19 protein-coding genes are annotated in these 24967 nt (G+C 67.2%); 11 read left to right on the top strand and 8 right to left on the bottom strand.

Annotated elements, in window-relative coordinates; genetic code table 11:
• Positions 1 to 47: 47 nt before the first annotated feature.
• The 4 genes from IDF66_RS20970 to IDF66_RS20955 all read left to right on the top strand — a co-directional run bounded on the left by IDF66_RS20970 (position 48) and on the right by IDF66_RS20955 (position 4763).
• Positions 48 to 956 (top strand): carbohydrate ABC transporter permease, encoded by a 909-nt coding sequence (locus IDF66_RS20970; RefSeq protein WP_223309981.1) that lies wholly within the window; start codon positions 48 to 50, stop codon positions 954 to 956.
• Complete coding sequence (locus tag IDF66_RS20965) at positions 956 to 1831, top strand: carbohydrate ABC transporter permease (protein WP_190268464.1); 876 nt, start codon at positions 956 to 958, stop codon at positions 1829 to 1831. Before IDF66_RS20970 ends, IDF66_RS20965 begins: the two co-directional genes overlap by 1 nt.
• A 37-nt stretch (positions 1832 to 1868) precedes the next feature.
• Entirely contained in the window at positions 1869 to 2972 is a 1104-nt protein-coding gene (locus IDF66_RS20960; protein WP_190268463.1) for an ABC transporter ATP-binding protein, read from the top strand.
• Positions 2973 to 3038: 66 nt separating this feature from the next.
• Positions 3039 to 4763 (top strand): alpha/beta hydrolase, encoded by a 1725-nt coding sequence (locus IDF66_RS20955; RefSeq protein WP_317628794.1) that lies wholly within the window; start codon positions 3039 to 3041, stop codon positions 4761 to 4763.
• Between the two features lie 31 nt (positions 4764 to 4794).
• On the opposite strand, the gene IDF66_RS20950 is transcribed toward IDF66_RS20955, so the two are convergent.
• Together IDF66_RS20950 and IDF66_RS20945 are read right to left on the bottom strand one after the other, a co-directional pair.
• Positions 4795 to 5262: a nuclear transport factor 2 family protein gene (locus IDF66_RS20950; RefSeq protein WP_190268462.1), complete on the bottom strand. Its 468-nt coding sequence runs from the start codon at positions 5260 to 5262 to the stop codon at positions 4795 to 4797.
• On the bottom strand, positions 5252 to 7057 hold the full coding sequence (locus IDF66_RS20945; RefSeq protein WP_190268461.1) for an N-acyl-D-amino-acid deacylase family protein: 1806 nt from the start codon (positions 7055 to 7057) through the stop codon (positions 5252 to 5254). Before IDF66_RS20945 ends, IDF66_RS20950 begins: the two co-directional genes overlap by 11 nt.
• A 159-nt stretch (positions 7058 to 7216) precedes the next feature.
• Between IDF66_RS20945 and IDF66_RS20940 the strand changes: the two genes are divergently transcribed.
• Complete coding sequence (locus IDF66_RS20940) at positions 7217 to 8155, top strand: helix-turn-helix domain-containing protein (RefSeq protein WP_190268460.1); 939 nt, start codon at positions 7217 to 7219, stop codon at positions 8153 to 8155.
• Complete coding sequence (locus IDF66_RS20935; protein ID WP_190268459.1) at positions 8152 to 8712, top strand: dihydrofolate reductase family protein; 561 nt, start codon at positions 8152 to 8154, stop codon at positions 8710 to 8712. Before IDF66_RS20940 ends, IDF66_RS20935 begins: the two co-directional genes overlap by 4 nt.
• 294 nt (positions 8713 to 9006) lie before the next feature.
• Here the strand turns inward: IDF66_RS20935 and IDF66_RS20930 are convergent, their stop codons facing one another.
• Positions 9007 to 9663: a PaaI family thioesterase gene (locus IDF66_RS20930; protein WP_164309869.1), complete on the bottom strand. Its 657-nt coding sequence runs from the start codon at positions 9661 to 9663 to the stop codon at positions 9007 to 9009.
• Between the two features lie 126 nt (positions 9664 to 9789).
• Between IDF66_RS20930 and IDF66_RS20925 the strand changes: the two genes are divergently transcribed.
• Both IDF66_RS20925 and IDF66_RS20920 read left to right on the top strand, forming a co-directional pair.
• Positions 9790 to 10263, top strand: coding sequence for a carboxymuconolactone decarboxylase family protein (locus tag IDF66_RS20925; protein ID WP_190268458.1), 474 nt, complete (start codon positions 9790 to 9792; stop codon positions 10261 to 10263).
• Between the two features lie 43 nt (positions 10264 to 10306).
• A complete protein-coding gene (locus IDF66_RS20920; protein WP_190268457.1) occupies positions 10307 to 11134 on the top strand; it encodes a crotonase/enoyl-CoA hydratase family protein in 828 nt (275 codons plus the stop codon).
• Between the two features lie 104 nt (positions 11135 to 11238).
• Here IDF66_RS20920 and IDF66_RS20915 read toward each other — a convergent pair whose 3' ends face one another.
• Positions 11239 to 11715, bottom strand: coding sequence for a nitroreductase family deazaflavin-dependent oxidoreductase (locus IDF66_RS20915; protein WP_164309872.1), 477 nt, complete (start codon positions 11713 to 11715; stop codon positions 11239 to 11241).
• A 126-nt stretch (positions 11716 to 11841) separates the two neighbouring features.
• On the opposite strand from IDF66_RS20915, the gene IDF66_RS20910 reads away from it, so the two are divergent.
• Together IDF66_RS20910 and IDF66_RS20905 are read left to right on the top strand one after the other, a co-directional pair.
• Positions 11842 to 12282 (top strand): hypothetical protein, encoded by a 441-nt coding sequence (locus IDF66_RS20910; protein ID WP_190268456.1) that lies wholly within the window; start codon positions 11842 to 11844, stop codon positions 12280 to 12282.
• Between the two features lie 101 nt (positions 12283 to 12383).
• Entirely contained in the window at positions 12384 to 13301 is a 918-nt protein-coding gene (locus IDF66_RS20905) for an N-acetylglucosamine kinase (RefSeq protein ID WP_190268455.1), read from the top strand.
• A gap of 31 nt (positions 13302 to 13332) precedes the next feature.
• On the opposite strand, the gene htpG is transcribed toward IDF66_RS20905, so the two are convergent.
• Entirely contained in the window at positions 13333 to 15327 is a 1995-nt protein-coding gene (gene htpG, locus IDF66_RS20900; RefSeq protein ID WP_190268454.1) for a molecular chaperone HtpG, read from the bottom strand.
• A 132-nt stretch (positions 15328 to 15459) separates the two neighbouring features.
• Here htpG and IDF66_RS20895 point away from each other — a divergent pair, with 132 nt between their 5' ends.
• Positions 15460 to 16215: a PIG-L family deacetylase gene (locus IDF66_RS20895; RefSeq protein WP_190268453.1), complete on the top strand. Its 756-nt coding sequence runs from the start codon at positions 15460 to 15462 to the stop codon at positions 16213 to 16215.
• 24 nt (positions 16216 to 16239) lie between these two features.
• On the opposite strand, the gene recD is transcribed toward IDF66_RS20895, so the two are convergent.
• The 3 genes from recD to recC are packed head-to-tail and all read right to left on the bottom strand — an operon-like array spanning position 16240 to position 24937.
• On the bottom strand, positions 16240 to 18165 hold the full coding sequence (gene recD, locus IDF66_RS20890; protein ID WP_190268452.1) for an exodeoxyribonuclease V subunit alpha: 1926 nt from the start codon (positions 18163 to 18165) through the stop codon (positions 16240 to 16242).
• The gene (locus tag IDF66_RS20885) at positions 18162 to 21512 is read right to left on the bottom strand and encodes a UvrD-helicase domain-containing protein (RefSeq protein WP_190268451.1); all 3351 of its coding nucleotides are present in this window, start codon (positions 21510 to 21512) and stop codon (positions 18162 to 18164) included. The genes recD and IDF66_RS20885 overlap by 4 nt, the downstream gene beginning before the upstream one ends.
• On the bottom strand, positions 21509 to 24937 hold the full coding sequence (recC, locus tag IDF66_RS20880) for an exodeoxyribonuclease V subunit gamma (protein WP_190268450.1): 3429 nt from the start codon (positions 24935 to 24937) through the stop codon (positions 21509 to 21511). The genes IDF66_RS20885 and recC overlap by 4 nt, the downstream gene beginning before the upstream one ends.
• Between the last annotated feature and the right edge of the window lie 30 nt (positions 24938 to 24967).

Here is a 24967-nt window from a genome sequence, read left to right as displayed (position 1 = left end):
CCACCACACTCGCCCAACCCGGGGCTGATCCGCAACCACGGTCCGATCTGCCGATCAGCTCACGGCGAGATCACATCTCACGCGCCGAGGGATGGCGTCGACGGGGGCCGTTGCTGCCTGCCCTGATCTTCATGCTCGTGGTGACGCAGATCCCCTTCGTCTTCACCCTCTTCTACTCCACGCAGTCCTGGAACCTGGTGCGTCCGGGCTCACGGAGTTTCGTCGGGCTCGACAACTACGTGGAGGTGTTCACCGACGCGCAGTTCTGGCGGGTCACCCTCAACACGATCCTGCTGATCGTGGGCACGGTGATCGCGTCGGTGATCCTGGGTCTGATCTTCGCGCTGCTGCTCGACCGGAAATTCCTGGGCCGGGGCATCGTTCGCACCCTGCTGATCACCCCGTTCCTGGTCACGCCGGTCGCCGCGGCATTGCTGTGGAAGACCAGCCTGCTCTCCCCCACCAACGGTCTGGTCAATTGGGCGTTGAGCCCGTTCGGTGTCCACACGGACTGGCTCAGCCAGTACCCCCTCATGAGCGTGATCGCCGAATTGGTCTGGCAGTGGACACCGTTCATGATGCTGCTGATCCTCGCCGGCCTGCAGTCGATGCCGAACGACATCACCGAAGCGGCCAAGGTCGACGGCGCGACGAGCTTCCGGCTGTTCCGCGAGTTGACGCTTCCCCACCTTCGTCGGTTCATCGAACTCGGCGCGGTACTGGGTGCCATCTACCTGGTGAACACGTTCGATGCCGTGTACATGATGACCTCCGGCGGCCCCGGGGTCTCGAGCGCCAACCTGCCGTTCTACATCTATCAGCGCGCCTTCCTCGGCTTCGACATCGGGCAGGCCGCAGCGATGGGCGTGGTCACCGTGATCGGCACGATCGTCGTCGCTTCACTGGCGCTACGACTGATCTTCAAGAGCTTCACCGGGAACGAGGAGGCAGCCTGATGAGTACCGCAACCGAGTCTCGCGCGTCGTCGACGACCATCGACGGCGTGGAGATCGCCCGCAGGCGGAATCCACGTGGGGTCCTGCTCACGGTCTTCACCTGGATCCTGGCGCTGGGGTTCTTCTTCCCGGTGCTCTGGATGGTGTTGACGGCGTTCAAGAAAGAGAGCGACGCGGCCACCAACCCGCCGACCTTCATCTTCACCCCGACGCTCGAACAGTTCAAAGAGGTGTTCGACGCCGGCATCGGCACCCCTCTGATGAACTCCTTGTTCGCCACCATCATCTCGACCATTCTGGTTCTGGCACTGGGTGTTCCGGCCGCCTTCGCCCTGTCGCTTCGACCGGTGCGCAAGACCCAGGACGCACTGTTCTTCTTCATCAGCACCAAGATGCTGCCCATCGTGGCGGCGATCATCCCGCTGTATGTGATCGTCGGCCGCATCGGCATGCTCGACAACATCTGGACGCTGATCATCCTGTACACCGCGATGAACCTGCCGATCGCCGTCTGGATGATGCGTTCGTTCTTCCTCGAGGTCCCCGGCGAACTCCTCGAAGCCGCCAGCATCGACGGCGCGAGCCTGTGGACGTCGGTGCGCGAGGTGATCCTCCCGCTCATCTCACCCGGCATCGCAGCGACCGCGTTGATCTGCGTGATCTTCTCGTGGAACGAATTCTTCTTCGCCGTCAACATGACCGCGGTCAACGCGCAGACGATGCCGGTGTTCCTCACCGGGTTCATGTCCGGGCAAGGCCTCTACTGGGCGCAACTGTCGGCCGCATCGGTCCTCGCCGCGCTCCCGGTGGTGATCTGCGGCTGGATCGCCCAGAACAAACTCGTCCGCGGACTCTCGTTCGGCGCCATCAAGTAGACCGTCCCACCCACTCCCAGAAACCAGGAGACCCACCATGGCTTCCATCAGCTACGACGACGCGTGCTGCGTCTACCCCGGCGCCGACAAACTCGCCGTCGACCGCCTCAACCTCGACATCGCCGACGGCGAGTTCGTCGTCCTCGTCGGCCCGTCCGGCTCCGGCAAATCGACCGCACTGCGCATGCTCGCCGGTCTCGAGGAGATCGACTCCGGCGCCATCCGCATCGGTGGACAGAACATGGTCGGCGTGGCACCCAAAGACCGCGACATCGCCATGGTCTTCCAGAACTATGCGCTCTACCCCAACAAGACCGTCGGGGAGAACATGGGATTCGCGCTCAAGATGCGCGGCATCCCCACCGACGAACGCAAGAAGAAGGTCGCCGAAGCCGCGAAACTCCTCGACCTCACCGACTACCTGGACCGCAAACCGGCCAAACTGTCCGGCGGGCAACGCCAACGCGTCGCGATGGGCCGTGCCATCGTCCGTGAACCGCAGGTCTTCTGCATGGACGAACCGCTGTCCAATCTCGATGCCAAACTCCGGGTACAGACCCGCACGCAGATCGCTGCGCTGCAACGGCGTCTCGGTACCACCACCGTCTACGTCACCCACGACCAGGTGGAGGCCATGACCATGGGGGACCGGGTCGCCGTCCTGCGCAACGGTGTCCTGCAGCAGTTCGCCACCCCGGCCGACCTCTACGACCGTCCGGTCAATGCATTCGTCGCCGGCTTCATCGGTTCCCCGGCGATGAATCTGTTCACGGCGCCCGTCACCGACGGCTCCATCACGATCTCCGGCGCAACCGTCGACCTCGACAACGAAGCGCAGGGTCTGCTGCGCAAGTCCGGACTGTCGAAGGTCATCGTCGGAATCCGTCCCGAGCATCTCGCGATCGGCGGCGATCGCGGCATCACCGCGGACGTGGCACTCCTCGAAGAACTCGGGAGCGAGAGTTACCTCTATGCCAAGGTCGACGATCCGTCGATCGCCACGCTCGAGGGCGACCCGGTCACCCTCGTCGCGCGATCACCGCACCGGGCTCCGGCGAAGCTCGGCGATGCGGTGCGCCTGTACCAGTCCGATCACGCCGTGCACCTCTTCGATCCGGAAACGGGGAATCGCCTGAGCTGAGGTGGGTCCCGGGCGCGGTCCGCGCTGATACTGTTACTGCTCCGACGACCTGCAGGAGCACATCCGGTGACACTCGAGCACGAGACGGCGACGGACGCGGACTCCGGACAGGACCAGCCCGCCGAGACCATCCCCGACCCCGCCCCGGCCCGGGGGTGGTGGCGCAGGCACCGTGAACGCTACGCGTTCACCGGGATGGCCGTGGCACTCGTCTTCGTCTGGTTGTCGATGACGCCCTCGCTGCTGCCGCGAGGCGCCCTGTTCCAGGGGCTGGTGAGCGGCGCGTCGGCGGCAGTGGGTTACTGCATCGGGGTGTTCCTCGCATGGCTGGTGCGCTTCATGATCTCGCGCGACGAGCCGTGGCGGAGCGCGAGCCGCCGGTCGTGGCTCATCCTGGCCGGCGTGGCGATCGTCGGGACGGTGGCGATGCTCATCTGGTTCTCCCAGTGGCAGTCCGACATCCGCGACCTGATGGGGGTCGGGCAGCTCGCCTGGACGGCGTTCCCGACGATCGCGGTCCTCGCCGTGATCGTCTTCGTCGTGCTGATGTCCCTCGGACAGGCCTTCGCCTTTGCCGTCGGATGGTCGGTTCGACAGCTCAATCGCATCGCTCCCCCACGAATCTCGGCGGTGATCGGGGCGGGGCTGGTGGTCGTCCTGACGGTCTTCGTCCTCAACGGCGTGGTCGCCAAGTACTCGATGCAGTGGCTCAACGCGAGTTTCGCCGCAGCGAACGAGGAGACGAAGGCCGACAACTCCCCGCCGACCTCCGCGCTGCGCTCCGGTGGCCCGGGATCCTTGGTGACCTGGGATTCGTTGGGCCGCGAGGGTCGTGTGTTCGTCTCCCGGGGACCGGATGTGGGCGCGTTGTCGCAGTTCAACGGGTCTCCGGCAACCGAACCCATCCGGGTGTACGCGGGCCTGGAGTCCGGCGACAGTATCCGGGAGAACGCCGAATTGGCGGCCGACGAACTGGTGCGCACCGGAGGGTTGCAGCGCAAGATCATCGCGGTCGCGTCGACGACCGGCAGCGGATGGGTGAACAAGGCGACCGTGGACTCACTCGAGTACATGTACAACGGCGACATCGCGACCGTGAGCATGCAGTACTCGTATCTACCCAGCTGGCTGTCGTTCCTCGTCGACAAGGAACGGGCCCGGCAGGCCGGTCGGGCACTGTTCGAGGCGGTCTCCGAACGTGTCAGCGCCATCCCGGAAGCCGACCGGCCCAAGCTGGTGGTCTTCGGCGAGAGTCTCGGCTCATTCGCCGGTGAAGCCGCGTTCGGCACCATCCCCGCTCTCGCGGCGCGCACGGATGGTGCGCTGTTCAGCGGTCCGACCTTCAACAACACCCTGTGGAAAGACACCACCGCCGACCGCGATGCCGGGTCGCCGCAGTGGCAGCCTGTCTACGACAACGGTTCCCAGGTCCGCTTCATTGCCGACCAACAGGATCTGGGTCATCCCGACGCGCCATGGAAACCGTCGCGCATCGTCTACCTGCAGCACGCCAGTGATCCGATCACCTGGTGGAATCCCAACCTGATCCTCAACGAACCGGACTGGCTCGCCGAGCCCCGGGGCCGCGACGTCCTGTCGTCGACGCGGTGGATTCCGTTCGTGACCTTCCTTCAGGTGTCGGCGGACATGGCCGTGGCGGTCAACGTCCCCGACGGGCACGGTCACGACTACATGTCGGCGATCCCCTACGCCTGGGCGGCGATGCTGGATCCGCCGGGATGGACCGACGTCAAGACCGAGGCCTTGCTGCCGCGCCTGAACCGCGACTGACCGCGGGCCCTGTCGACGGCCGATCGGACTGTCAGAACAGTCCCGTGGCATCGAACACCCAACTCGTGTCCGCCTTCGCCAGGTCGTCCATCCACGTGGCCGGGGCCGAGTTGATCAGGGTGGCGGCGTCCCAATAGTCCTTCCACAACGTCACCTTGCCGTCGACGACCCGGTGCACGGTGACGAACGGGAGGACCGCGACCTCGCCACTCGCCCATTCCCACCGCTCGGAATGCTCGTAGATCACGTCGTCGCCGTGCGCCACCAGCACTCCGTCATGGTTGGTGTACGCCGCCAACGGCTCGAAACCGACCTTGATCCGCTTGACGATGTCATGCGGACCACGGGCCGCCAAGGTGGGACCATACGGCATGTCGACGTAGATGCACTCATCCGCGAGGAAGTTCATCGCCGCATCCCAATCTCGTTGTGCGAGAGCAGACCACAGCCCCCGGACGATGGCTGCCGAGTCGCGCTCGGTGACGGTCTCACTGGACATCGGCGAGCCTCGAATCGGTTGCGGGCACCGTCTGATCAGGCACCGCAGGCGCGCGGAGTCCGTGTCGGAGGAACTGTCCGGTCCGCGAGACGCCGACGATGTCCGTAGGAACCCCGTGGTCGACGACCTTTCGACCACTGACGAAAACCGCGACGACGGTGTCGTCGTTGCGGTTCACCATGCGCGAGAGCCCACCATAGGCCTCCACCGGCGCCTCCGCGTACTCCTCGAGCGACTCGTCGAGATGCTCTGGATCCACGATCATCAGATCCGCACGGTCGCCCTCGCGCAGGTGGCCCGCGTCGATCCCGTACCAGTCCGCGAGTTCGCCGGTCATCCGGTGCACCGCGGCGGCGGTGTCGAGGAAGGGCTCACCGGCCAGCTCCGCGGAGCGGACATGCCTCAGCAGCCGCAGGCCGAAGTTGTAGAACGCCATGTTCCGCAGGTGGGCGCCGGCATCCGAGAACCCCAGCTGGATGCCCGGTTCCCGGGCCATCTGCTTGAGCACCTCCGGGCGATGGTTGGATATCGTTGTCCGCCAACGTAGTTCGGTTCCGTGCTCGAGGACGAGATCCAGGAACGCGTCCACCGGATGCAGACCGCCCCGGTCCAATCCGACCTGTCCGAACGACTTCCCGACCACCGAATCATCCGGACAACCGACGATCTGGGCATCAAAGAAGTCCCGATGCCACACACGCACACCATATTTGGATTCGTAGTCCTTACGGAACCGTCGCCGATACTCCTCGTCGCGCAGCAACTCGTCACGTGCCAACGCTTCTTTGAGGTGCAATGCGGCGGCCCCGGAACCGAACTCCTCGAAGATCACCAGATCGATCCCGTCGGCATAGACCTCGAACGGCACGGGCAGATGCTGCCACCGGAAGTCACCGCCGAGCCGGTTGACCAGCGCGGCAAGCGGACCCATGATCTTGATCGCATACGGATTGGCCTTGATGTCGGCCGCCGACAGGAGGCTGGTCTTGAGATGCGGACGACCGATGCCGAGCGACGTGAGCGCCTGCGACGCGACATTCACGGGGTTCGCTATGTCGGGTCCGGCCTGCAGCACGCGGCGAGATCTCCGCAACAGAGCCTTGAGCCTGCGGAGTTCGCGCGGCTTGGCATAGGTCGACGGCAACGTGCGCGAACGGCAGGTCTCACCGTCGAGCTTGTCGAAGAGGAGCTGCTGCGAGGACATCCCGACGAACCCCACCTCGAGCGCATCGGCGAGCCATCGCTCCATCTGGGCCTGCTCAGAGCCGGTCGGCCGCGTCGATTTCTGGGTTGCCCGGTCGAGTCCCATGACCGCCGACCGCATGTCCGAGTGGCCGATGAATGCCGCGACATTCGGGCCGAGCGCCCGGAACTCGAGGGCGTCGATGTATTCCTTCGGGCCCGACCAGGTCTTGTGCCGGTCGACCGTGCCGATCACGTGCTCACGGGGGATCGCCTCCACTCGCCCGAACAGATCGCCTGCATCGGTCCCGTCGACGTGGATGGTCGACAACGAACAGGACCCGAGCAGCACGGTCGTGACCCCGTGGCGCAACGACTCCGAGAGCGACGGCTCGGCGAGCACCTCCACGTCGTAATGGGTGTGGATGTCCACCATGCCCGGCATCACCCACATCCCGTCGGCATCGATCACCTCGGGACACCCGGAGTCGTCGATGGGCTCCTCGGAGACGACGGCCACCTGGCCGTCCCGGATGCCGAGCGTGCGGATCGCCGCGGGCGCGCCGGTGCCGTCGAACCAGAGGCCGTTGCGGATGATTGTGTCGTAAGTCACTCGACCATTAGAGACAGGGTCCGGAATCGATGTCAACGATTGAGTAGACAAATTCTCAATTCTGTACACCCGACCAACTCCCGTCGTCGTCGATCGCCGGCGGCAGGCTGAGCAAGAACGGTCGGGCGCGACGACCGGCAGGCGACGGATACTGGAGACATGACCGACACCGGCCGCGACCGGATCCGCGAACTGCTCGATGCCGTACTCGCCGACGATCACCACACCCTCGACGACATGGCGACGGGCGCGCACGCGTCGGCGTTTCACTTCAGTCGCCAGCTCGCGCGCCACACCGGCGAATCACCGGTGGCCCTGAGACGTCGCGTGATGCTCGAACGTGCGGCGTGGCACCTCCAGCGCGGCGAATCCGTCACCGACACTGCGTTCGCATCGGGGTACGAATCGGTCGAGGGCTTCGCACGCGCCTTCACACGTGCGTTCGGCCACCCACCGAGTCGTTCGGGTTCGCGCACCGAGCACGGACATTGGCTGCCGTCACCCAACGGCATCCACTTCCACTCCCCGACTGTTCTCTACATCGACAGCGGCGGCACGTCCGAGGAGTCCGCGGGCGACGTGGTGGCACTGATGGTGCGACACGACCTCGACGACATCGCCGCTTTGCTGACCGCAGCCAAGGACATCGACGACGAGTCCGGTGCGAGGGTTCGCCTGCCGGGACACCGCGTGCTGCCCTGGGCCGGTCCCGACGAGACCATCGCCGACGTCCTCACCCACCTCGTTGTCGACAAGGCCCCGTGGATGGCCAGCATCGACGGCACCGACGAACCCGATCTCGACGGCCCACACGACGTGCGGGCACTGATCGAGATGCACGAGGAGATCGCACCACGCTGGCTCGCGTTGACGCGCGACATCGACAGACGTGGCGCGTGGCCCGACCGCATCGTCGACGCGATCTGCGATCCACCGGAATCCTTTCTGCTGTCACAAATCTGGTCGCACGTGCTGACCTTCTCCGCGCATCGCCGCCAACTCGTCCGGTGGATGCTCACCGACGCAGGGATCGATGTGCGGTCGATCGACCCCGACCCCATCATGTGGCATCGACAGCGATCCGGAGGATTCACATGAACACCAGTCCCAGATTCCGCTACTACACCGCGACCACCCTCGACGGCTATCTCGCAGACGAGAACGACTCCCTCGATTGGCTTCTCACACAGCCGATCGACGACGACGGCGCAATGAACTACGGAGCGTTCATCTCAGAGGTCGGGTGCGTGGTGATGGGAGCGACCACCTACCGATGGCTACTCGATCACGAGGTCGTCGACGGGAAGCCCTGGCCTTACGACATGCCGTGCTTCGTGTTCACCCACCGCGATCCCACTCCCGTCGCCGAATCGATCCGAATCGTCTCCGGCACACCGGGAGAACATCATTCGACGCTCGTCGATGCCGCGGCCGGAAAGGACATCTGGATTGTCGGGGGCGGTGATCTGGCGGCGCAGTTCGCCGAAGCGGGGCTGCTCGACGAGGTCTTGGTGTCCATCGCCCCGGTGACCCTCGGCGCCGGGCGGCCGCTGTTCCCGCGCCGGTTCGACCTGGAACTGCAGACGGTGGAACGCAATCGAGCGTTCGTGTGTGCGCGTTACCGCGTGGTGGGACCGCGTGAGCCGGCTCGGTGATGACCGGTTCTGCGGGTGGGTGCGGTGGTCTCGATACGTCCCTCGCCTGGCGGCTCGGGACTACTCGACCAGCGGGCAGGCACTCGGGACTACTCGACCAGCGGGGCAGGGCACTCGGGACCACTCAACCAGCGGGGCAGGGCAACCCGGGACTACTCGACCAGCGGGCGGGACGGCTCGGGACTACTCGACCAGCGGGACAGGGTAACCCGGGACTACTCGACCAGCGGGGCAGGGCGGCTCGGGACTACTCGACCAGCGGGACAGGGCAACTCGGGACTACTCTGCGTGTCGTCACGCGTCGCCGACGCCCAACTGTCGGCTGGCGTCGAGACCGCGAGCCCAGCGCGGCATGATGAAGATGCCCTCCGCCTCGGCACACAGACCGTCGGCGGTCGAGATCGTCCCGCTGGCAAATGACTTGTGACCTTCGGTGCGGTCGAGTCGGCCCTCGACGCGGATCGGCCCCAGAGCCGTCCCCTGCCGATATCTGATCGTCAACGTCCCGGTCATACCGGGCGACCCGGCATTGACCGCCGCGTTTCCCAGGACCTGATCGAGGATGAGCCCGATGACGCCACCGTGCACCAGCCCGGGCGGACCCTCGTATTGCGGCCCGAGGTCGAACTCGGCCCAGACATGATCGGCCTCGGCGTGGAACTCGACCGGAGGGGCGAGGGGATTGCGGATTCCCTCGACCGCATTTCCCCAGTTCCGCAGCCGCCCATCGGAATTGAAACGCAGACCGAACGACGAGTCGATCCGGCTGCGCTCGAGGATCTCGGCGGCCGCGTCGATGTGCGCTCGAGCCTCGGCCAGCTCCTCCTCGCCCACGTCGGTCACCACCGTGGCCGTGACCAGGCGACGCACGCTGTCGCCGAGCTCCCTCGCCTGCTCGATCTGCCGCGTCAGCTCCTCGGCCGGGATCTCCTCGGTGATGTACCCGCTCATAGCTCACCTCACACTGTCGAAACGCCCGAACGACCACGCTATCCCACCGGAGAATCAGGTCACCGGTTCGGCGACGAACATCGCGAACAAACGAGAACACGTTCTCGTTCTTGCTAGGCTTGCCCCATGGCACGAATCGGCGGCTTCGCGGATGACGACATCGTCGGGTGGCTCGGCCTCTCACCGACGCTCGGCGGCGCTCTCGGCAACTACGCCGACGCCGTATACACCAAGAGCCGCCTCGACCCGCGCACCCGCGAGCTGGCCCGGATGGTGATCGCAGGTCACAACGAATGTGCCGTCTGCCGTAACACGCGGGCGCAGGCGAGCGGCCTCGACGAAGAGTTCTACCTCCACGTCGACGACTGGGCCACCTGGCCCGGCTATTCCGACGGTGAACGCGTCGCCGCGGAGTTCGCCCATCGATTCGCCACCGATCACATCGGCTTGCGTGAGGACGACGAGTACTGGGAGAGGTGTCGCGCCGCCCTGTCCGACGAACTCGTCGTCGACCTGGCGGTGTCGTGCGCGTTGTGGCTGGGTCAGGGCCGTGCCCTTCGCGTCCTCGACGTGGGTCAGGCCTGCCGCCTGTCGATCTGAACCGCCGGGCTGCCCGGGCGACCCGCCCGGTAGCCTCACCACCATGAGCGATCAACAGTGGAATGCGTTCGAGGTCTCGATCTCCGATTTCGTCGCCGAGGTGACCCTCACCGGCCCGGGCAAGGGCAACGCGATGGGACCCGACTTCTGGCGTGAACTCCCCGAGATCTGCGCACAGCTCGACCGCGACGACGATGTGCGCGCGATCGTGTTGACCGGCTCGGGATCTCATTTCTCCTACGGGCTCGACCTGCCGGCGATGGCGGGCGACCTCGGGACGGTCCTGGCCGAAGGCGCGAAGGCGCGTCCGCGTACCGAATTCCACGACATGGTGCGTCGTATGCAGGGTGCCATCTCGGCGGTGGCCGACTGTCGCAAACCGATTGTCGCGGCGGTGTCCGGTTGGTGCATCGGTGGCGGCGTCGACCTGATCAGCGCCGCCGACATCCGTTTTGCCGCCGCCGACGCCAAATTCAGCGTGCGCGAGGTCAAGGTGGCGATGGTCGCCGACGTCGGCAGCCTTGCCCGCCTGCCCCGGATCATCGGCGACGGCCATCTGCGCGAACTCGCGCTGACCGGCAAGGACATCGACGCCGAACACGCCCTGCGGATAGGTCTGGTCAACGACGTCCTGCCGGACCGTGACGGCGTGCTGGCCGCCGCCCGCGCCACGGCCGCCGAGATCGCCGCGAACCCGCCGCTGGTGGTGCAGGGTGTCAAGTCGGTGCTCGACCACAGTCGCCGTCCGGACGTCGACGACAGTCTGCGCTACGTCGCTGCGTGGAACTCCGCTTTCCTGCCGAGTGATGACCTCACCGAGGCCATCAGCGCCGTGTTCGAGAAGCGTGCGCCGGAGTTCCGCGGGGCCTGATCCGAACGGTCGTCCGCGCGGGTCTCGCCACCCGCGCGGGCCATTCCGCGGCCGTTCTCAGATCGGGGCGGTATCGGATCGGGGCGGTATCAGATCGGGCGATCTCAGATCAGGGCGATCGGCTCGAGCAGGAACACCGGGATCTGACGTTCGGTGCGGGAGACATACAGGTCGAAGTTCGGCCACACGTCGACCATCCTGGCCCACGCCTCACCGCGTTCCTCGCCGTCGAGCTCACGCCACGTGACCGTCTCGTACTGCCCGTGGTGACCGACCTCTGCGGTGTCGGCGGCACGGAGATTGAAAACCCACTGCGGCATGCGCGGGCCGCCGAAGTACGATCCCGCGATCAGCCAGCCCTTCTCCGTCGGTACCGCGAGAAGACGGGTCGATCGCACGACCCCACTGCGTCGTCCGGCAACTCGCAGGGTGATGTTCGGCAACCCACCGATATCCAGCAGCCCGTACTTCTGACCGGTGACCCGCTGTACCGCACTGTCGACGACGACGATCTGTGGCAGCAATCGTGGCATCCAGCTGATCGAACCGATCTTGATCGCCAGCGGAGTGAGGGCGCCCATGACCCAAGTGTGACATCCCGTGGCGTCGGCTTCACTTCGGCGTGCACGCCGACCGCCGTATCCACAGGCCGCGAATCCTGTGGATGGCAGAACTCACATCCACGCGATCGAGGGAATCATCGCGGCATGACATACGACAACTCTCCGAGACCGGATATCGGTACCGCCCACGACCCCATCCACTCGGCCGCCGACCTGCACCGCCGATGGCGCCTGCTGATGGAGCCACTCGGGTTCTCCGAGATCCTCCTGTGGTTCACCTTCATCGATGCCGACCACCTGCAGACCCCGGCGCTCAACCAACTTCCGATTCCCGCACGCCCTGATCGATCCATCTCGGACGTCCTGATGAGCCGTCTCGGCGAGGCCGTCGCACAGCTCCCCGATCTGTCCGTCGCCCTGCTGCTGACGCGACCCGGCTACGACGGTGTGACCGACGACGACATCGGTTGGGCTCGGATCCTGACCACGGACGCCCGCCGCCACGGCGTGATCCTGCATCCGATCCACCGCGCGAACGATGTGGAGCTGATCGCACTCACGCTTCCCAGCGACGCGGCCGCCTGACGCGGTTGCACACCGTTGGAATGGGGTGGGTGCCCAGGTAGCTTGGCCCATGAGCGCCGGCGACAACGTGCCGGCGGCAGGCGACGGGAGATCAGACGGTCATGGCGCAACGCATCCTGCTCGACGGCGGCCAGACCGGGACGCGGGTACGTATCGTCGGTCCGTCGTCGAGCAGCGACCACCAAGCCGGACCCATCCGCACCGATCGTCCGGTGGTCCCGCAGATCGCCCGCGCCGCAAGCGAAGTCCTCGCCGAAGCGGGCAGCACGGTCGATGAACTCGCGGCAGGCGTCTCGGGTCTCACCCCGGATGCGACCCGCCCGGCGGAGCTTCGGGAAGCCGTTGCCCATCTGGGTATCCGTTCGGTCGCGCTGACCCACGACTCGGTGTCGGCGTATCTCGCGGCCAATCGCCTCGCGTTCGGTGCCGTCGCGGCGGTCGGTACGGGGGTCGTCACGCTGGGGGTCGGCACCGCGGGCACTGCGCGGGTGGACGGATGGGGGCATCTGGTCGGCGACGCAGGCAGCGCCTATTGGATCGGGCGGGCAGGCCTCGAGGCCGCCCTGCGGTCGTTCGACGGCCGAGGTCCCGGCACCGGACTCGAGTCGGCGGCGCGCGACCGGTTCGGACCGTTGCCCGAGCTCTACATGGTGTTGCAGGGTGCTCCCGACCGCGTGCGTCGCATCGCCGGATTCGCGAGAGAGGTCGACGATGCGGCGCGTGCGGGCGATCGCGTCGCGAGCGAGATCAACCACCGGGCAGCCACCGAACTCGCCGCGTCGGTGGCCGCCGCCCTGCGACGCAGCGGACACCGGCCCGACGACACCGCCCGGGTCAGCTGGATGGGCGAGGTGCTCACCCACAACGAGCGGATCCGGGAACGATTCGTCGGTGTGCTCGGCACCACGATGCCCGGCGCCATCGTCGAGGGCCCCCGCGGTGAGCCACTCGACGGCGTCGGGCTGTTGCCCGATCTACCGTCCGAACACCCGCTGGCCGACCAGGTTCACCGCGCGTGAGGGTGCGGGTCGTGCCGGCCGATCCGCACGCTCAGGACTCGGTGGCGAGGGAATCGGTGAGCGTGCCGGCCAGCAACTTGGCGAACTCGGCCGGATCGCCGAGTTCGCCGCCCTCTGCGATCACCGCCATGCCGTAGATCAACTTCGCCGTCGCCACGAGGGACGTGTGATCGTCGGAAACCCGGAAGGCGTCGTTCAGACCGGCGATCAGCGGGTGGTCCGCGTTGATCTCCAGCGCACGCTTGGTCTTGGGTAGCTCCTGTCCCGACGCCCGGTAGAGCTTCTCCAGCTGCGGTGACATCGAGAACGTGTCGCCGACCAGGCACGCCGCCGACTCGGTGAGCCGTGACGACAGGCGCGCCTCGTTGACGTCGTCGGTGAGGGTCTCCGCCAGCCAATCAAGCAGGCCGGTGAACTCCTCGGTCCGCTTCTCCTTGTCCGCCTTGGCCTTTTCCGTGTCGGTCTCGTCGTCGGCCGACTCCGAGTCGACACCGTCGAGGTCGACGGCTCCCTTGGCGATCGAGGTGAAGGACTTGCCCTCGAACTCCAGTCCGCTGCTCACCCACATCTCGTCCACCGGATCGGTCAGCAGCAGGACCTCGATGCCCTTCGCACGGAATGCCTCGATGTGGGGTGAGTTCTCTATCTGCTGACGGGTCTCGCCGGTCATGTAGTAGACGGTGTCCTGGCCGCTCCGCATCCGTCCGACGTAGTCGGCCAGGGTGGTGAGGTCGTCGGCGGAGTCGGTCGACTCGAACGACGAGGCCTTGAGCAGGGCATCGCGATTGTCGATGTCGTTGACCAGGCCTTCTTTCCAGACCCGGCCGAAGTTCTGCCAGAACGTGCGGTAGTCGTCCGGCCGCGAGGCTCGCATGTCCCCGACCGTCGAGATGACACGTTTGGTGAGGCGACGTCGGATGGCCCGGATCTGGCGATCCTGTTGCAGGATCTCGCGCGAGACGTTCAGCGACAGATCGGCTGCATCGACGACTCCCTTCACGAAACGCAGGTACTCCGGGATGAGCTCTTCGCAGTCGTCCATGATGAAGACGCGCTTGACGTAGAGCTGGACGCCGGAGGTGCGTTCGCGCATGAACAGATCGAACGGCGCCTGCGTCGGGATGAACAGCAGCGCTTGGTATTCGAAGGTGCCCTCGGCCTTGAGTGTGATCACCTCGAGCGGCTCGTCCCACGCGTGACTGACGTGGCGGTAGAACTCGTGGTACTCGTCCTCGGTCACCTCGTCGGAGGACTTGGCCCACAACGCCTTCTGCGAGTTGATCGTCTCGCTGACGATCTCGGTCGTCGGCTCGGCCCCGGTGCCGTCGTCGGTATCGGTGTCGTCGGTCTCGGGTGCCGGGACCGTCTTCTCGACGTCCATCCGGATGGGCCACGCGATGAAGTCCGAGTAGCGCTTCACCAGCTGACGCAGCTTGGCGGGGTCGGTGTAGTCGTACAGGTGGTCGTCGGTGTCGACCGGCTTGAGGGCGAGCGTCACGGACGTCCCCTGCGGTGCGTCGCTCACCTCGTCGAGCGTGTAGGTGCCGTCACCCGTCGATTCCCATCGGGTGCCCGCCTCGTCGGCGGCATGGCGGGTGACGAGGGTGACCCGATCGGCGACCATGAAGGTCGAGTAGAAGCCGATACCGAACTGTCCGATGAGCTCCTCGGACGCGGCTGCGTCCTTGACCTCCGCGAGTTTACGGCGGAGTTCTGCGGTTCCGGACCGCGCGAGCGTGCCGATCAGACCGACGACGTCGTCGCGGGACATGCCGATGCCGTTGTCGCGAACGGTCAGGGTGCGCGCATCCCGATCGGCGTCCAGTTGGATGTGCAGGTCCGAGGTATCCACCTCGAGGCTCTTGTCCTGAAGCGATTCGAGCCGCACCTTGTCCAGGGCATCGGATGCGTTGGAGATCAGCTCACGCAGGAAGCTGTCCTTGTTCGAGTAGACCGAATGAACCATGAGATCCAGCAACTGCCGGGTCTCGGCCTGGAACTCGCGAACCTCTGTTTGACCACTCACGATAACCTCCGCGTCAGAGTCATTGCCGGAGCCGCATATTACCGATCCGCCGATTGGCTACTCTGAAGTGGGTCGGCCGGTTCACCCGCCGTCCGCACACCGCCGGAAGTTCCGCCACAGGAAGACAGGTGCATGTCTCCTCCTCGTCTGTTGTTCGTGCACGCGCACCCCGACGACGAATCGCTGTGGACCGGCGGCGCCATCGCCCGCCACGTCGCCCGTGGCGGCGAGGCCGATCTGGTCGTGTGCACCTGGGCAGAGGGCACCGAAAGACACGCGGAACTGGTGGAGGCGGCCGGCGCACTCGGACTGCCGAGGCCCCCGATCATGCTCGGGTATGCCGACGATCGTGTACCCGAGTCGGCACCGGAGGCGATGCGCTTCTGCTCGGCGCCCCTCGACGACCCGGTACGCACGCTGGTGGCGCACATCAGGCGCCTGCGCCCGGACGCGATCGTCACCTACGACGCGGTCGGCATCTACGGTCACCCCGACCACGTCCATGCACATCGACTGGCCACCGTCTCGGCCGACGCCGCCGCGTCCGGCGGTTTGTACCGATCGACCGGCGAACCCTGGCAGGTCCGGTCGATGTACTTCGTGACGATCGCCCAGTGGATGGTCGACGACGTGCAACACGACCTGTTCGCAGACCTCCCGCCGCACTATCTGCCGGGGACCCCCGAGGACGATGTCGACCTGGTGCTCGACGTCGCGGAATGGCGCGACCGCAAGGCCGATGCGATCGTCTGTCACCGAACCGAACTCGATCGCAGCCGGACCATGAAGGCACTGATGGGTTTGCCGGCGGCGCGGCGCAGTCGCCTGCTCGGGACCGAGTGCTTCCTCCGTCGCGATCTCGTGCCCGGCGGCGTCGACCTCGGCTGATGGTTCTGATGGTTGCCGAAGCGATCAGGTCGGCTCCGCGACGCGGATCGGCGACCGCAACCCGCTGGCACGCTGGACACGACGTGCCACAGCGGCGGCCAGCACCTCCGGCGAGCCGACGATGCGGACCCGCTGCCGGGCGCGGGTGACGGCTGTGTAGAGCAATTCACGGGTGAGCAGTTCCGAGCCCTCCGGCGGCAGGATCACGGTCACGCCGTCGAACTGGCTGCCCTGACTCCGGTGGATCGTCATCGCATACATCGGGACCGCGTCGGCGAGTTGCGTGGGATGGAGTTCGAAGAGGTGTTCGCCGCGCCGGAACACGACCCGTAATCCATCCCCCTCCGGATCGAGGGTGTCCGATGCGAGGCCCGTGCGGACGACGACACCGCAGTCACCGTTGAACGTCCCGGTCTGCCGATCGTTTGCGGTGACGAGGAGCGGCTGACCGGCATGACGCGACGTCGAGTCGACGGACAGGTTCGGGGGGTGATCCGGGAGTTCCGCCAGCCAGTCGACGACGCGGCGCGACCATCCCTGGACGCCCCAGACGCCCTCCCGGTGGGCGCAGAGAACGCGCTGACCGTCGAGCGCGTCGAGCGCCGCGGAGGCATCGCCCGCCACCGCTGCCGCGCGCAGCGCTGATCCCCAGGTCGCGACATCGGAACGCACATCGTCGAGGTCATCGGCCGACACCAACGTCACATCGGTCACCGTCGGATCGCCGACCAGGTCGAGGACGGAATCGGCATCCCCGCGGTTGATGGCCGCGGCCACCCGGGCGATGCCGCCCCCGAAGCGGTGCCCCCGGCGAAGCGTGACGACACCGCGTTCGACACCATCGCGGTCGGCGACGGTCGACATGACGCCGTCGTCGAGAAGTCCGGACGGGATCGGGGCGGGCGGCGTCGCATCCTCGCCGTCGACGAGGTCGGCGAGGACCGCGCCCGCCTCGACCGACGCGAGTTGATGCGGGTCACCGACCAGGATCACCCGGGCATCTGGCCGTACCGCGTCGAGGAGTTTGCTCATCGCCGTCATGGAGAGCATCGAGGTCTCGTCCACCACGACGACGTCGTGCGGGAGCTTGTTCCCTTGTCCGAACCGAGGTGCTGCACCGGGCCGCCAACCCAGCAGCGAATGCACCGTGACCGCGCGCACCGACCGCGGTGCGGCGTCGTCGGCCGACACCGCCGCCTGCAACTGCGCCGCCGCACGACCCGTCGGAGCGCACAGCCCGATGCGGGCACCGCCTCCGGCGAGGCGATCGAGGACCGCCAGGATCCGGGCCACCGTGTACGTCTTGCCCGTTCCCGGTCCGCCTGCGACGACCAATGTCCAACTCACCGCCGCCATCTGCGCGGCGATGCGCTGCAGATCCGCGTCTCCCGGCCCGGCCGGGCCGAACACGGCGTCGACTGCCGACGCGACGTCGGTGACGTCCACATCGGGCCGCGACGAGCGCCTCTCACCCAACACCGATCGGATCAGCTCTTCCTGACGAAAATACTTGCGCAGGTACAGCAACGGTCCGTCGTCGGAGGTGGCGAGAACCAGCGGCCGCAACGGTCCCGTGGCACCACCGCGGACCAGGACGCTGTCCGCAAGCGCCCGTTCCAGCTCGGCGGAGGACGGCATCACCGCGGAGACCGCCTCGTCGTCGGCGACGAGTTCCGGGATTCGCGCGATGGCCAGGCAGGTCGAGCCCTGTCGCACCGCCCGCACGGCCAGCGCAGCCCCGATCTGTGCGGTCTCGCTCACCTGTCCCCCACTGAGATGCACGAGGCGCCGGGTCACGTGGACATCCGCGGCGTCGAGCAGTCCCGATGTGTTCAGCAATCCCAGGACACCGTCGTGGGCGACGACCGCACGCGGATCGAATTCGGTGCGGGCCGTCCGCGAACCGTCCGCTTCCGGCCCGCCGGATCCGTCGTGGCGGTTCGTGGTCATGATGTCCCCTTCCCGAGCAGATCCGAGAGCTCCTCGACCAGCCCGGACGGGACCTGCCATTCGAAGACGCCGCAGCCGGGCGGGGTATCGGGACCGACCATCCCCCGGACGAAGTGGTACTGCACGGGCCCGAGATGTTCGGTGGCGTCGTACCCTGGCAGTCGCCACCGCAGATATCGATGTAGCGCAACCGAATACAGCAAGGCTTGCAGGGGATAGTTGGCGCTGATCATCTCCGCGGCCATCGACTCGCGGTCGAAATCCTCGGCGGTCAGATCCCCCGGCCGCAGTCGGTTGGTCTTGTAGTCGACCACCACGAATCGGCCGTCCGGGGTCCGCAGCACCGAGTCGATGCTCCCGGTGAGGTAGCCGCGAATGCGTTGAGGTGGCAGCTCACGCAGGCGCGTACCGAAGCCGATGAGCGGATCGTCGTCAGGAAGGTGACGATCCATGAGATCGGCGATCGAGGCCATCGTGACCGCAGCGGGGTCTGTCCCGGTCGTCGACTGCGATCCCGTGGCGAGCGGGAACTCGAAGTCCAGCTCGGCGAGTCGGTTCCCCGGGCGCACCTGCCACAGATCACCGAACCCCAACGGGGTGGTCAGCACCCCCACCAACGCCGTCGACAGGCGGTCGGCGTCGACGTCCACCATCCGACCGTCGATCGCGGTGGCGCAGAGCTCCCGCACGTGCTCGGTGATGTCGGTGGAATCGGTGTCCACGTATTCGAGCACCTCGTGCACGAGGGTGCCGAAGGCCGCGCCGAAGGGCATGCCGTTCATCAGCGACGGCGTACCGCCGATCGCCGCCGTCGTCGGGCCGGCGGTGTCGGCCACCTCCTCGACGGGCTCGTCGACGATCAGTCCGTCCACAGCCTCACTCCCCGTTGCGAGCAGCGGCTGGTGGACATGGTGACCCGCCGCCGCGACGATCGCCGAATACGATGTGCGGCGCCAATTCTGGTCGATGACACGGTCGAACTGTGCGACAGACAATCCGGCCCGCGCGCGGGCGGGTGGCCGCGGCGTGGCCGAGTCGGCACCGTCGCGCCCGGCGACCTCCACACGGATCGGCCCGTCGGCGCTCCCGTACCCGGTGAGCACCCGACCACACGTGTCGTCGTCGGGGACGTCGAAGCTCTCCGGTACGAGTGCGGTTCCCGGCTTCCGGCCGAACAGGAGCCGATGCAGTGCCGAGTTCTTGGTGAAGTACGCAGGTGCCCACCAGATCACCACCTGAGACTGTGCACGGGTGAGCGCCACGTACAGCAGGCGCAATTCTTCGCCTGCGGCCTCGCTCTCGTGTCGCCGCCACCGCGCCTGATATCCGGGCGCCTCCTTGCCACCCACGTCGAGGATGCGGTCGCCGGAATCGTCGTGGTAGGTGAAGGTCGCGCGGTTCGAGTTCCGCGTGCCGTCCCACGCGAACGGCACGTACACGATCGGGAACTGCAATCCCTTGCTGCGATGCACCGTCATGATCTGCACCGCCTCGGTGTCGCGGTCGAGCCGTCGGGTCTGGTCCTCGTGTCGTTGCCACCGGGTGGTGTCCGCGATCCGATCCGCGAGCCATTCGATCAGCGCACTCAATCCGCAGTCGGTCTCCATCACCTCGGTGTTGCACAGGGAGGCCACCTGGACGAGGTCGGTCAGCGCACGTTCGCCGTCCGGGGCGGCTAGGACCCGTTCGGCGACCGCCATACGACTCATCAGTCGTTGCGACATCGCGGCGAATCCGCCCTCGTCGAAGACCCGCCCGAAGGCATGCAGGGTCTCGGCCAATGCTGCGGTGCCGGGGCCGTCGTCGGCGGCGAGGTTCGCAGGCGCTCGACCGATCAGCGGGCTCAGTGCGGCGAGGCGGACGAGGTCGGCCCGGGCCGGTTGCTCGATCGCACGGATCACCGCGAGCCAGTGTCGCGCAGCCGCGGTGTGGAAGACACTGGTCCCCGATCCGATCACCGCGGCGACCCCATGGCCTTGCAGATGTCGCTGCAGGGGCTGGACCGTCTTGTTCAGCGTGACCAGCACCGCGATGTCGCCGGGTTCGACCGGGCGCACGACACCGTTGACCTCGATGGTCGTGCCCGACGCCAGCAGCCCGGCGATGTCCGCGGCGACGTCGGCGATCACCCGGTCTCGCACCACCCCGACCGCCGCGAACCCGCTACGACCGGTGACCGGGAACGCCTTGCGCGGAAAGGCCCGTATACGGACCGGCGGCACTCCGTCGATCCGGCTGCCGGTACGGTCGGCGCTGACCGGGCGCACCACGATCTCGTGGTGTCCGAGTTCGGCTCCGCCATACAGGGTGCCGAGTGCGTCGACGAGGTCACCGTCGGAGCGGCGGTTCACGTCGAGTGCGCGTAGCGCGCCTGCCGATCGGACCGCCTGCAGATAACTCAGGATCTCGGCGCCCCGGAATCCGTAGATCGACTGCTTCGGGTCGCCCACCAGCACCAACGTCCGATGACCATGGAAGCAACGTCGGACGATCTCCCACTGTTGCGGGTCCGTGTCCTGGAACTCGTCGACCAGCACGGCGTCGAAGACCGCTCGAATCCGTTCGCAGGCGGCCGGTCCCACCACCGGATCCGTGACGATCCGGAACAGGATCATCTGGAGGTCGTCGTAGGTCCGTAGACGTGACAGCCGCTTGCGATCTTCGATGATCTGCCGGACCCGGGCCGCGAACCGCACGCGCCGGGCCGCGACCGTCGCGTCGTCTCCGGTCGTGGCGCCGAGGTGATCGGCCGTCGGGGCGAGCGTCGCCGCCGGCTGGCGAACCGCATCCCGTGCGATCGATGTCGCATCGGCCAGCGAGATCTCCGGGCGGTCGGCCCCCGCATATCCGCGGATATAGGTGTCGAGGGCGGCTTCGTCCACGAGATCGTCGACGTCCTCGACGATCTCATGGACGAGTTCGCGCTCGCCGAGGAAACCCAGGGCGTCGAGCATGCGGTTGCAGAAGGTGTGGGTGGTCGCGATGGTGGAGGCGTCGAAGTCCGACAGCGCCCGGACAAGACGCTCGCGACGTGTCGCCACCTCGTCGTCGGCGCCACTCCCCAGGTGCCGGACAAGTGGATCGCCATCGGTGCGGCACCGGTCCGGATCACCCAGCGCCAGTACGAGTTCGGACACCCGGTCACGCATGCGCTCACGCAGCTCCGCGGTTGCCGCCCGGCTGAAGGTGACGAGCAGCAACTTGTCGATCGGGACTCCCTCCGCGATGAATCGCGCACCGAGTCCGACGATCGCGTAGGTCTTCCCGGTCCCGGCGCTCGCTTCCAGGACCGTGGTACCGGTCGGCAACTCCCCGGTCACGTCGAATGCTGTCGGTGCGTCGGTCATGTCATCGTCTCGTGGTCCATGAGGGGCTCCCACACCAGTCGGGCTAGTCCGGCGAACACCGGATCTCCCGCCTCACCCGGAAGCTCGAGACCGCAGAACCGCCGATCGTCGGTGATGGCCTCCTCGGTCAGCACGTCGAAGCCGACGGCACCGGTGACGTCGCCTGTATATGCCAGCCGCAGATAGCGGTCACGTCCGGCACCGAAATCGCCCTCGAACGCCTTGCGGGCGGCCGGCAATGCGCGGTCGACGCGTCCGGTGCGACGGTGATGGTCGACGAAGTCAGCGCCCGGATCCAGCGGCAACGGCAGTACGCGACGGAGTCCCGCGTCACGCAGCGCGATCAGATCGATGAGGATGGCGAGCGGATCGTCGGGGACGGCGAACAACGACCGGGCCACACCACCGGAGCGGCCGGTCCGACGTGCCACCACCACCGCCGCACGTATCGGCGAGACGGACTCGTCTCCCTGCGCCGCGGCAGCGAGGGCGAGGAGCCGCACCCAGGCGCCGAGTCGTTGCTTGGCGCGGAGTTTCGAATAGGTCGCGGTGACGGTGGTGCCGGCGAAGATGTCGCCGACGGTGCCGTGCAGGCGACGACCGTCGGGCAGGGGCACCACCACATCGGTTGTCTGCGACGCGCCTGATCTCGCCGCCGACGCCGCCGCGAACACGGCTTCGACATCCGCGGAGATGACCTGCAGCTCCCGCGTCCCGAATGCGAACGGCGGCAGCGTACCCCGCCGGAGCTCCGCGGCCTGGCATTCTGCGAGATCGCTCCCGGCGAGCATCCGGGACAGGAACCGGTCTCCGATCCCCCATCGGTCCAGCGCCCCGAGCTCGACATCGAGTTGGTCGGCGTGCGGACGTTCCTCGTCGGGAACCCGCGCGCCGAGACGCTGGCGGACAAAGCCTTCGACCGGATTGGTCAGGAAGGACACCAGTGCGTCGAGAGCGACGTCCTCGGGCTCCTCCGGCGGCACAGCGACCTCCGAGATCAGCGGGGGGCGCACCGGCTCCGCGCCCAGCGCACGCGCACCGCCGAGGAGCGCCCGGTCGTAGGAGAACGGCCCCTCCACACCGGCAATCGCACCCGGCACGAAATTGCGTTCGTCGAATCCGTGCAACGTGTGCAGGCGGGTACAGGCCGGTCGTTCTCCGTCTGCGGTGATGGTGAGTGCACGGACCGAGTCGATGAGCTCGCTGACCACGACGGCCGGCGGAACACGTTGTCCGGAAACGGGATCCGCACCGGTGTAGAAGAGCAAGAGATTCTCCTGCGCAGCACAGATGGCGTCCAGGAACAGCTGGCGGTCCTCGTCACGCGGATTCCGCTCCCCCACCAGGGGCGACCGGCCCAGGATGTCGTCGCCGTCGGTGCGTCGGGTTCGCGGGAATGCATCGGTATCGACACCGAGCAACACGATCACCCGGTGCGGGACCGACCGCATCGGCACCATCGAGCAGACGGTGAGCTCCCCGGTACGGAAATTGGTGCGCGTCGGCGTGGCGGCCACCAGACCGGACATCAGATCGCGGACGTCACCGAGGCGCAGCGGCGTCGTTGTCGGCCGCAGATCGTCGCTCGGGTCGTCGAAGGCTGCCGTGATCGATCGGATCGCCTGTGCACGTTGCCATTCCTCGTCGAATGCGGTCGCGACGAGGTTGTCGGCGATACCGATCAGGATCTCGGTCCACCGCTCCGGAAGATGGGTGCCGGTCAGATCGCCCAGGCTCGTCGACAGGCGGGTGATGAACTCCGCGAACCGTCCGGCGAGATCGATCTCGGTGCTCTCCACCCCGGCGAGCGGAAGGGCGGTGTCGAGCCACTCGCCGTCGGCCTCCTCGGCGACCGCACCGAGCAGGATGCGGTCCAGCCCGGCCTCGAAGGTCCCTTGACCGAAGCCAGACAGACCGAATCGCGACCGCTGGGTGTCGTCGATCGCCCAGCGGACATTGCTGCCCACGAGCCACTCCCGGATGATCTCGAGATCGTCGTCGGAGAGTGCGAACCGCTGCCGGACAGGTGGCCGGCCGAGCAGATCCAGCACGGCGCCCGCCGAGACGCGCCCGGCCGCGAGCTCGACCACCGCCGCCACCACATCGAGGACGGGATTCGTGTGCCGTAGCCCGCGGTCGGCGAGCCGCACCCGCAGCTCGAAGGCGGGGTGCCCCAGGCCCGGCTGGCCGAAGGCACCGCGGATGATCGGCGCGAAGGCATCGACGTCCGGGCACATGATCAGGACGTCGCGGGGCTGCAGCGTGGCATCGTCGGCGAAGAGGTGGAGCAACCGGTCCCGCATGACCTCGACCTGGCGTTCCGGTCCGTGACAGGAATGGATCTCGACCGAGCTGTCGGCTGGCACGATCGCGTGGTCGAGGCGGTCGTCGCGGATACCGGCCTGGAGTGCGGTCAGGACGGTGTCGGCACCGACGGCACCGACCGGCGGATGGTGCGTGACACGATCGGCCACCGGGGCCACGCGGCGCTGTAGCTCCTGGATGTCTCGCGACAGGCTGGCGAGCAACGGGTGCGCGAGTACCGGCGGCCGATGGTCGGCGCGTCGAGGTCCCGTCGAGGGCGTGGCCACCTCCTCGACCGCCGACCACAGCGCCGGGCCGGGGTGCGGCACGAACAGATGGACGTCGCGATGGACGCCGAGGGCGCCGAGCACCTGCAGGAGGGATTCGGTCACCCGTGTCGGTCCGAACACCGATACCCGTTCCGGGAGGTCGGTCGCATCGGCGCGCTCGCGCAACACGGCACAGACCTCGGCCAGCGCCTCCGACGGATGAGCCTCGCCGACTTCTGCCCGCACCGCCCGCCAGAAATCGGGCTGCCAGGCGAGGTCGGCCGGTATCTCCGCTCCCACGCCGTCGGTGTCGTCACCCGTGGCCCAGGCACCCAGCATCGCCGGACGCTGCCGCCCGTAGGCGTCGAACAGCTGGGCGATCTGTCGGGCCGTCGCGAATCGCCGCCCGCGACGATGCTCGTCGGCCTCGGCGCGGCCGTCCGCGCCGACATGCCGCGCGAGCACCGCGAGACGCGGATCGTCGATCATCTCGTCGAGCACCCGTAGTACCGGCCAGGTCAGGGCTGCCGGACGCCATCGGTCGCCTGCGGTCGACCGCCCACGCCTGCGATCCCCCGCGGTCGTCGTGCCGACCGTCGCCAGCGCGTCGCCGACGGCCCGGTCGGTCAACATCGCCGGCGACGAGAAATCGATGTTGGCCGCCACACCGTCGCTGCCGGTTCCCGAGGTCCCCAGTCGCGTGGCGAGGTGCTGCTGGAGCCAGCGTTCCACGCCCTGCGCAGGTACCGACACGATCTCGGCGGCCATCGGATCCGTCAGCGGAGTCCGCAACAGATCGGCGAGCGCGTCGGCGAGCGCGTCGGTGCGTTCGGCGCGGTGCAGGTGGAACATCGGGTCGCCCTCCAGCCTCCGGACGGGTCT

Source organism: Gordonia hankookensis (genome assembly GCF_014673215.1).
Classification (GTDB): domain Bacteria; phylum Actinomycetota; class Actinomycetes; order Mycobacteriales; family Mycobacteriaceae; genus Gordonia; species Gordonia hankookensis.
This window is presented reverse-complemented; position numbering and strand designations above follow the sequence as displayed.

What these genes read in the sequence shown, in the direction of transcription:
- IDF66_RS20925 (WP_190268458.1), top strand. Translation starts at nt 9,790, where the DNA reads ATGGCACGAATCGGCGGCTTCGCGGATGACGACATCGTCGGGTGGCTC.
- IDF66_RS20950 (WP_190268462.1), bottom strand. Translation starts at nt 5,262, where the DNA reads ATGTCCAGTGAGACCGTCACCGAGCGCGACTCGGCAGCCATCGTCCGG.
- IDF66_RS20935 (WP_190268459.1), top strand. Translation starts at nt 8,152, where the DNA reads ATGAACACCAGTCCCAGATTCCGCTACTACACCGCGACCACCCTCGAC.
- IDF66_RS20905 (WP_190268455.1), top strand. Translation starts at nt 12,384, where the DNA reads ATGGCGCAACGCATCCTGCTCGACGGCGGCCAGACCGGGACGCGGGTA.
- IDF66_RS20920 (WP_190268457.1), top strand. Translation starts at nt 10,307, where the DNA reads ATGAGCGATCAACAGTGGAATGCGTTCGAGGTCTCGATCTCCGATTTC.
- IDF66_RS20915 (WP_164309872.1), bottom strand. Translation starts at nt 11,715, where the DNA reads ATGGGCGCCCTCACTCCGCTGGCGATCAAGATCGGTTCGATCAGCTGG.
- recC (WP_190268450.1), bottom strand. Translation starts at nt 24,937, where the DNA reads ATGTTCCACCTGCACCGCGCCGAACGCACCGACGCGCTCGCCGACGCG.
- IDF66_RS20930 (WP_164309869.1), bottom strand. Translation starts at nt 9,663, where the DNA reads ATGAGCGGGTACATCACCGAGGAGATCCCGGCCGAGGAGCTGACGCGG.
- recD (WP_190268452.1), bottom strand. Translation starts at nt 18,165, where the DNA reads ATGACCACGAACCGCCACGACGGATCCGGCGGGCCGGAAGCGGACGGT.
- IDF66_RS20895 (WP_190268453.1), top strand. Translation starts at nt 15,460, where the DNA reads ATGTCTCCTCCTCGTCTGTTGTTCGTGCACGCGCACCCCGACGACGAA.
- IDF66_RS20960 (WP_190268463.1), top strand. Translation starts at nt 1,869, where the DNA reads ATGGCTTCCATCAGCTACGACGACGCGTGCTGCGTCTACCCCGGCGCC.
- IDF66_RS20885 (WP_190268451.1), bottom strand. Translation starts at nt 21,512, where the DNA reads ATGACCGACGCACCGACAGCATTCGACGTGACCGGGGAGTTGCCGACC.
- IDF66_RS20965 (WP_190268464.1), top strand. Translation starts at nt 956, where the DNA reads ATGAGTACCGCAACCGAGTCTCGCGCGTCGTCGACGACCATCGACGGC.
- IDF66_RS20940 (WP_190268460.1), top strand. Translation starts at nt 7,217, where the DNA reads ATGACCGACACCGGCCGCGACCGGATCCGCGAACTGCTCGATGCCGTA.
- IDF66_RS20910 (WP_190268456.1), top strand. Translation starts at nt 11,842, where the DNA reads ATGACATACGACAACTCTCCGAGACCGGATATCGGTACCGCCCACGAC.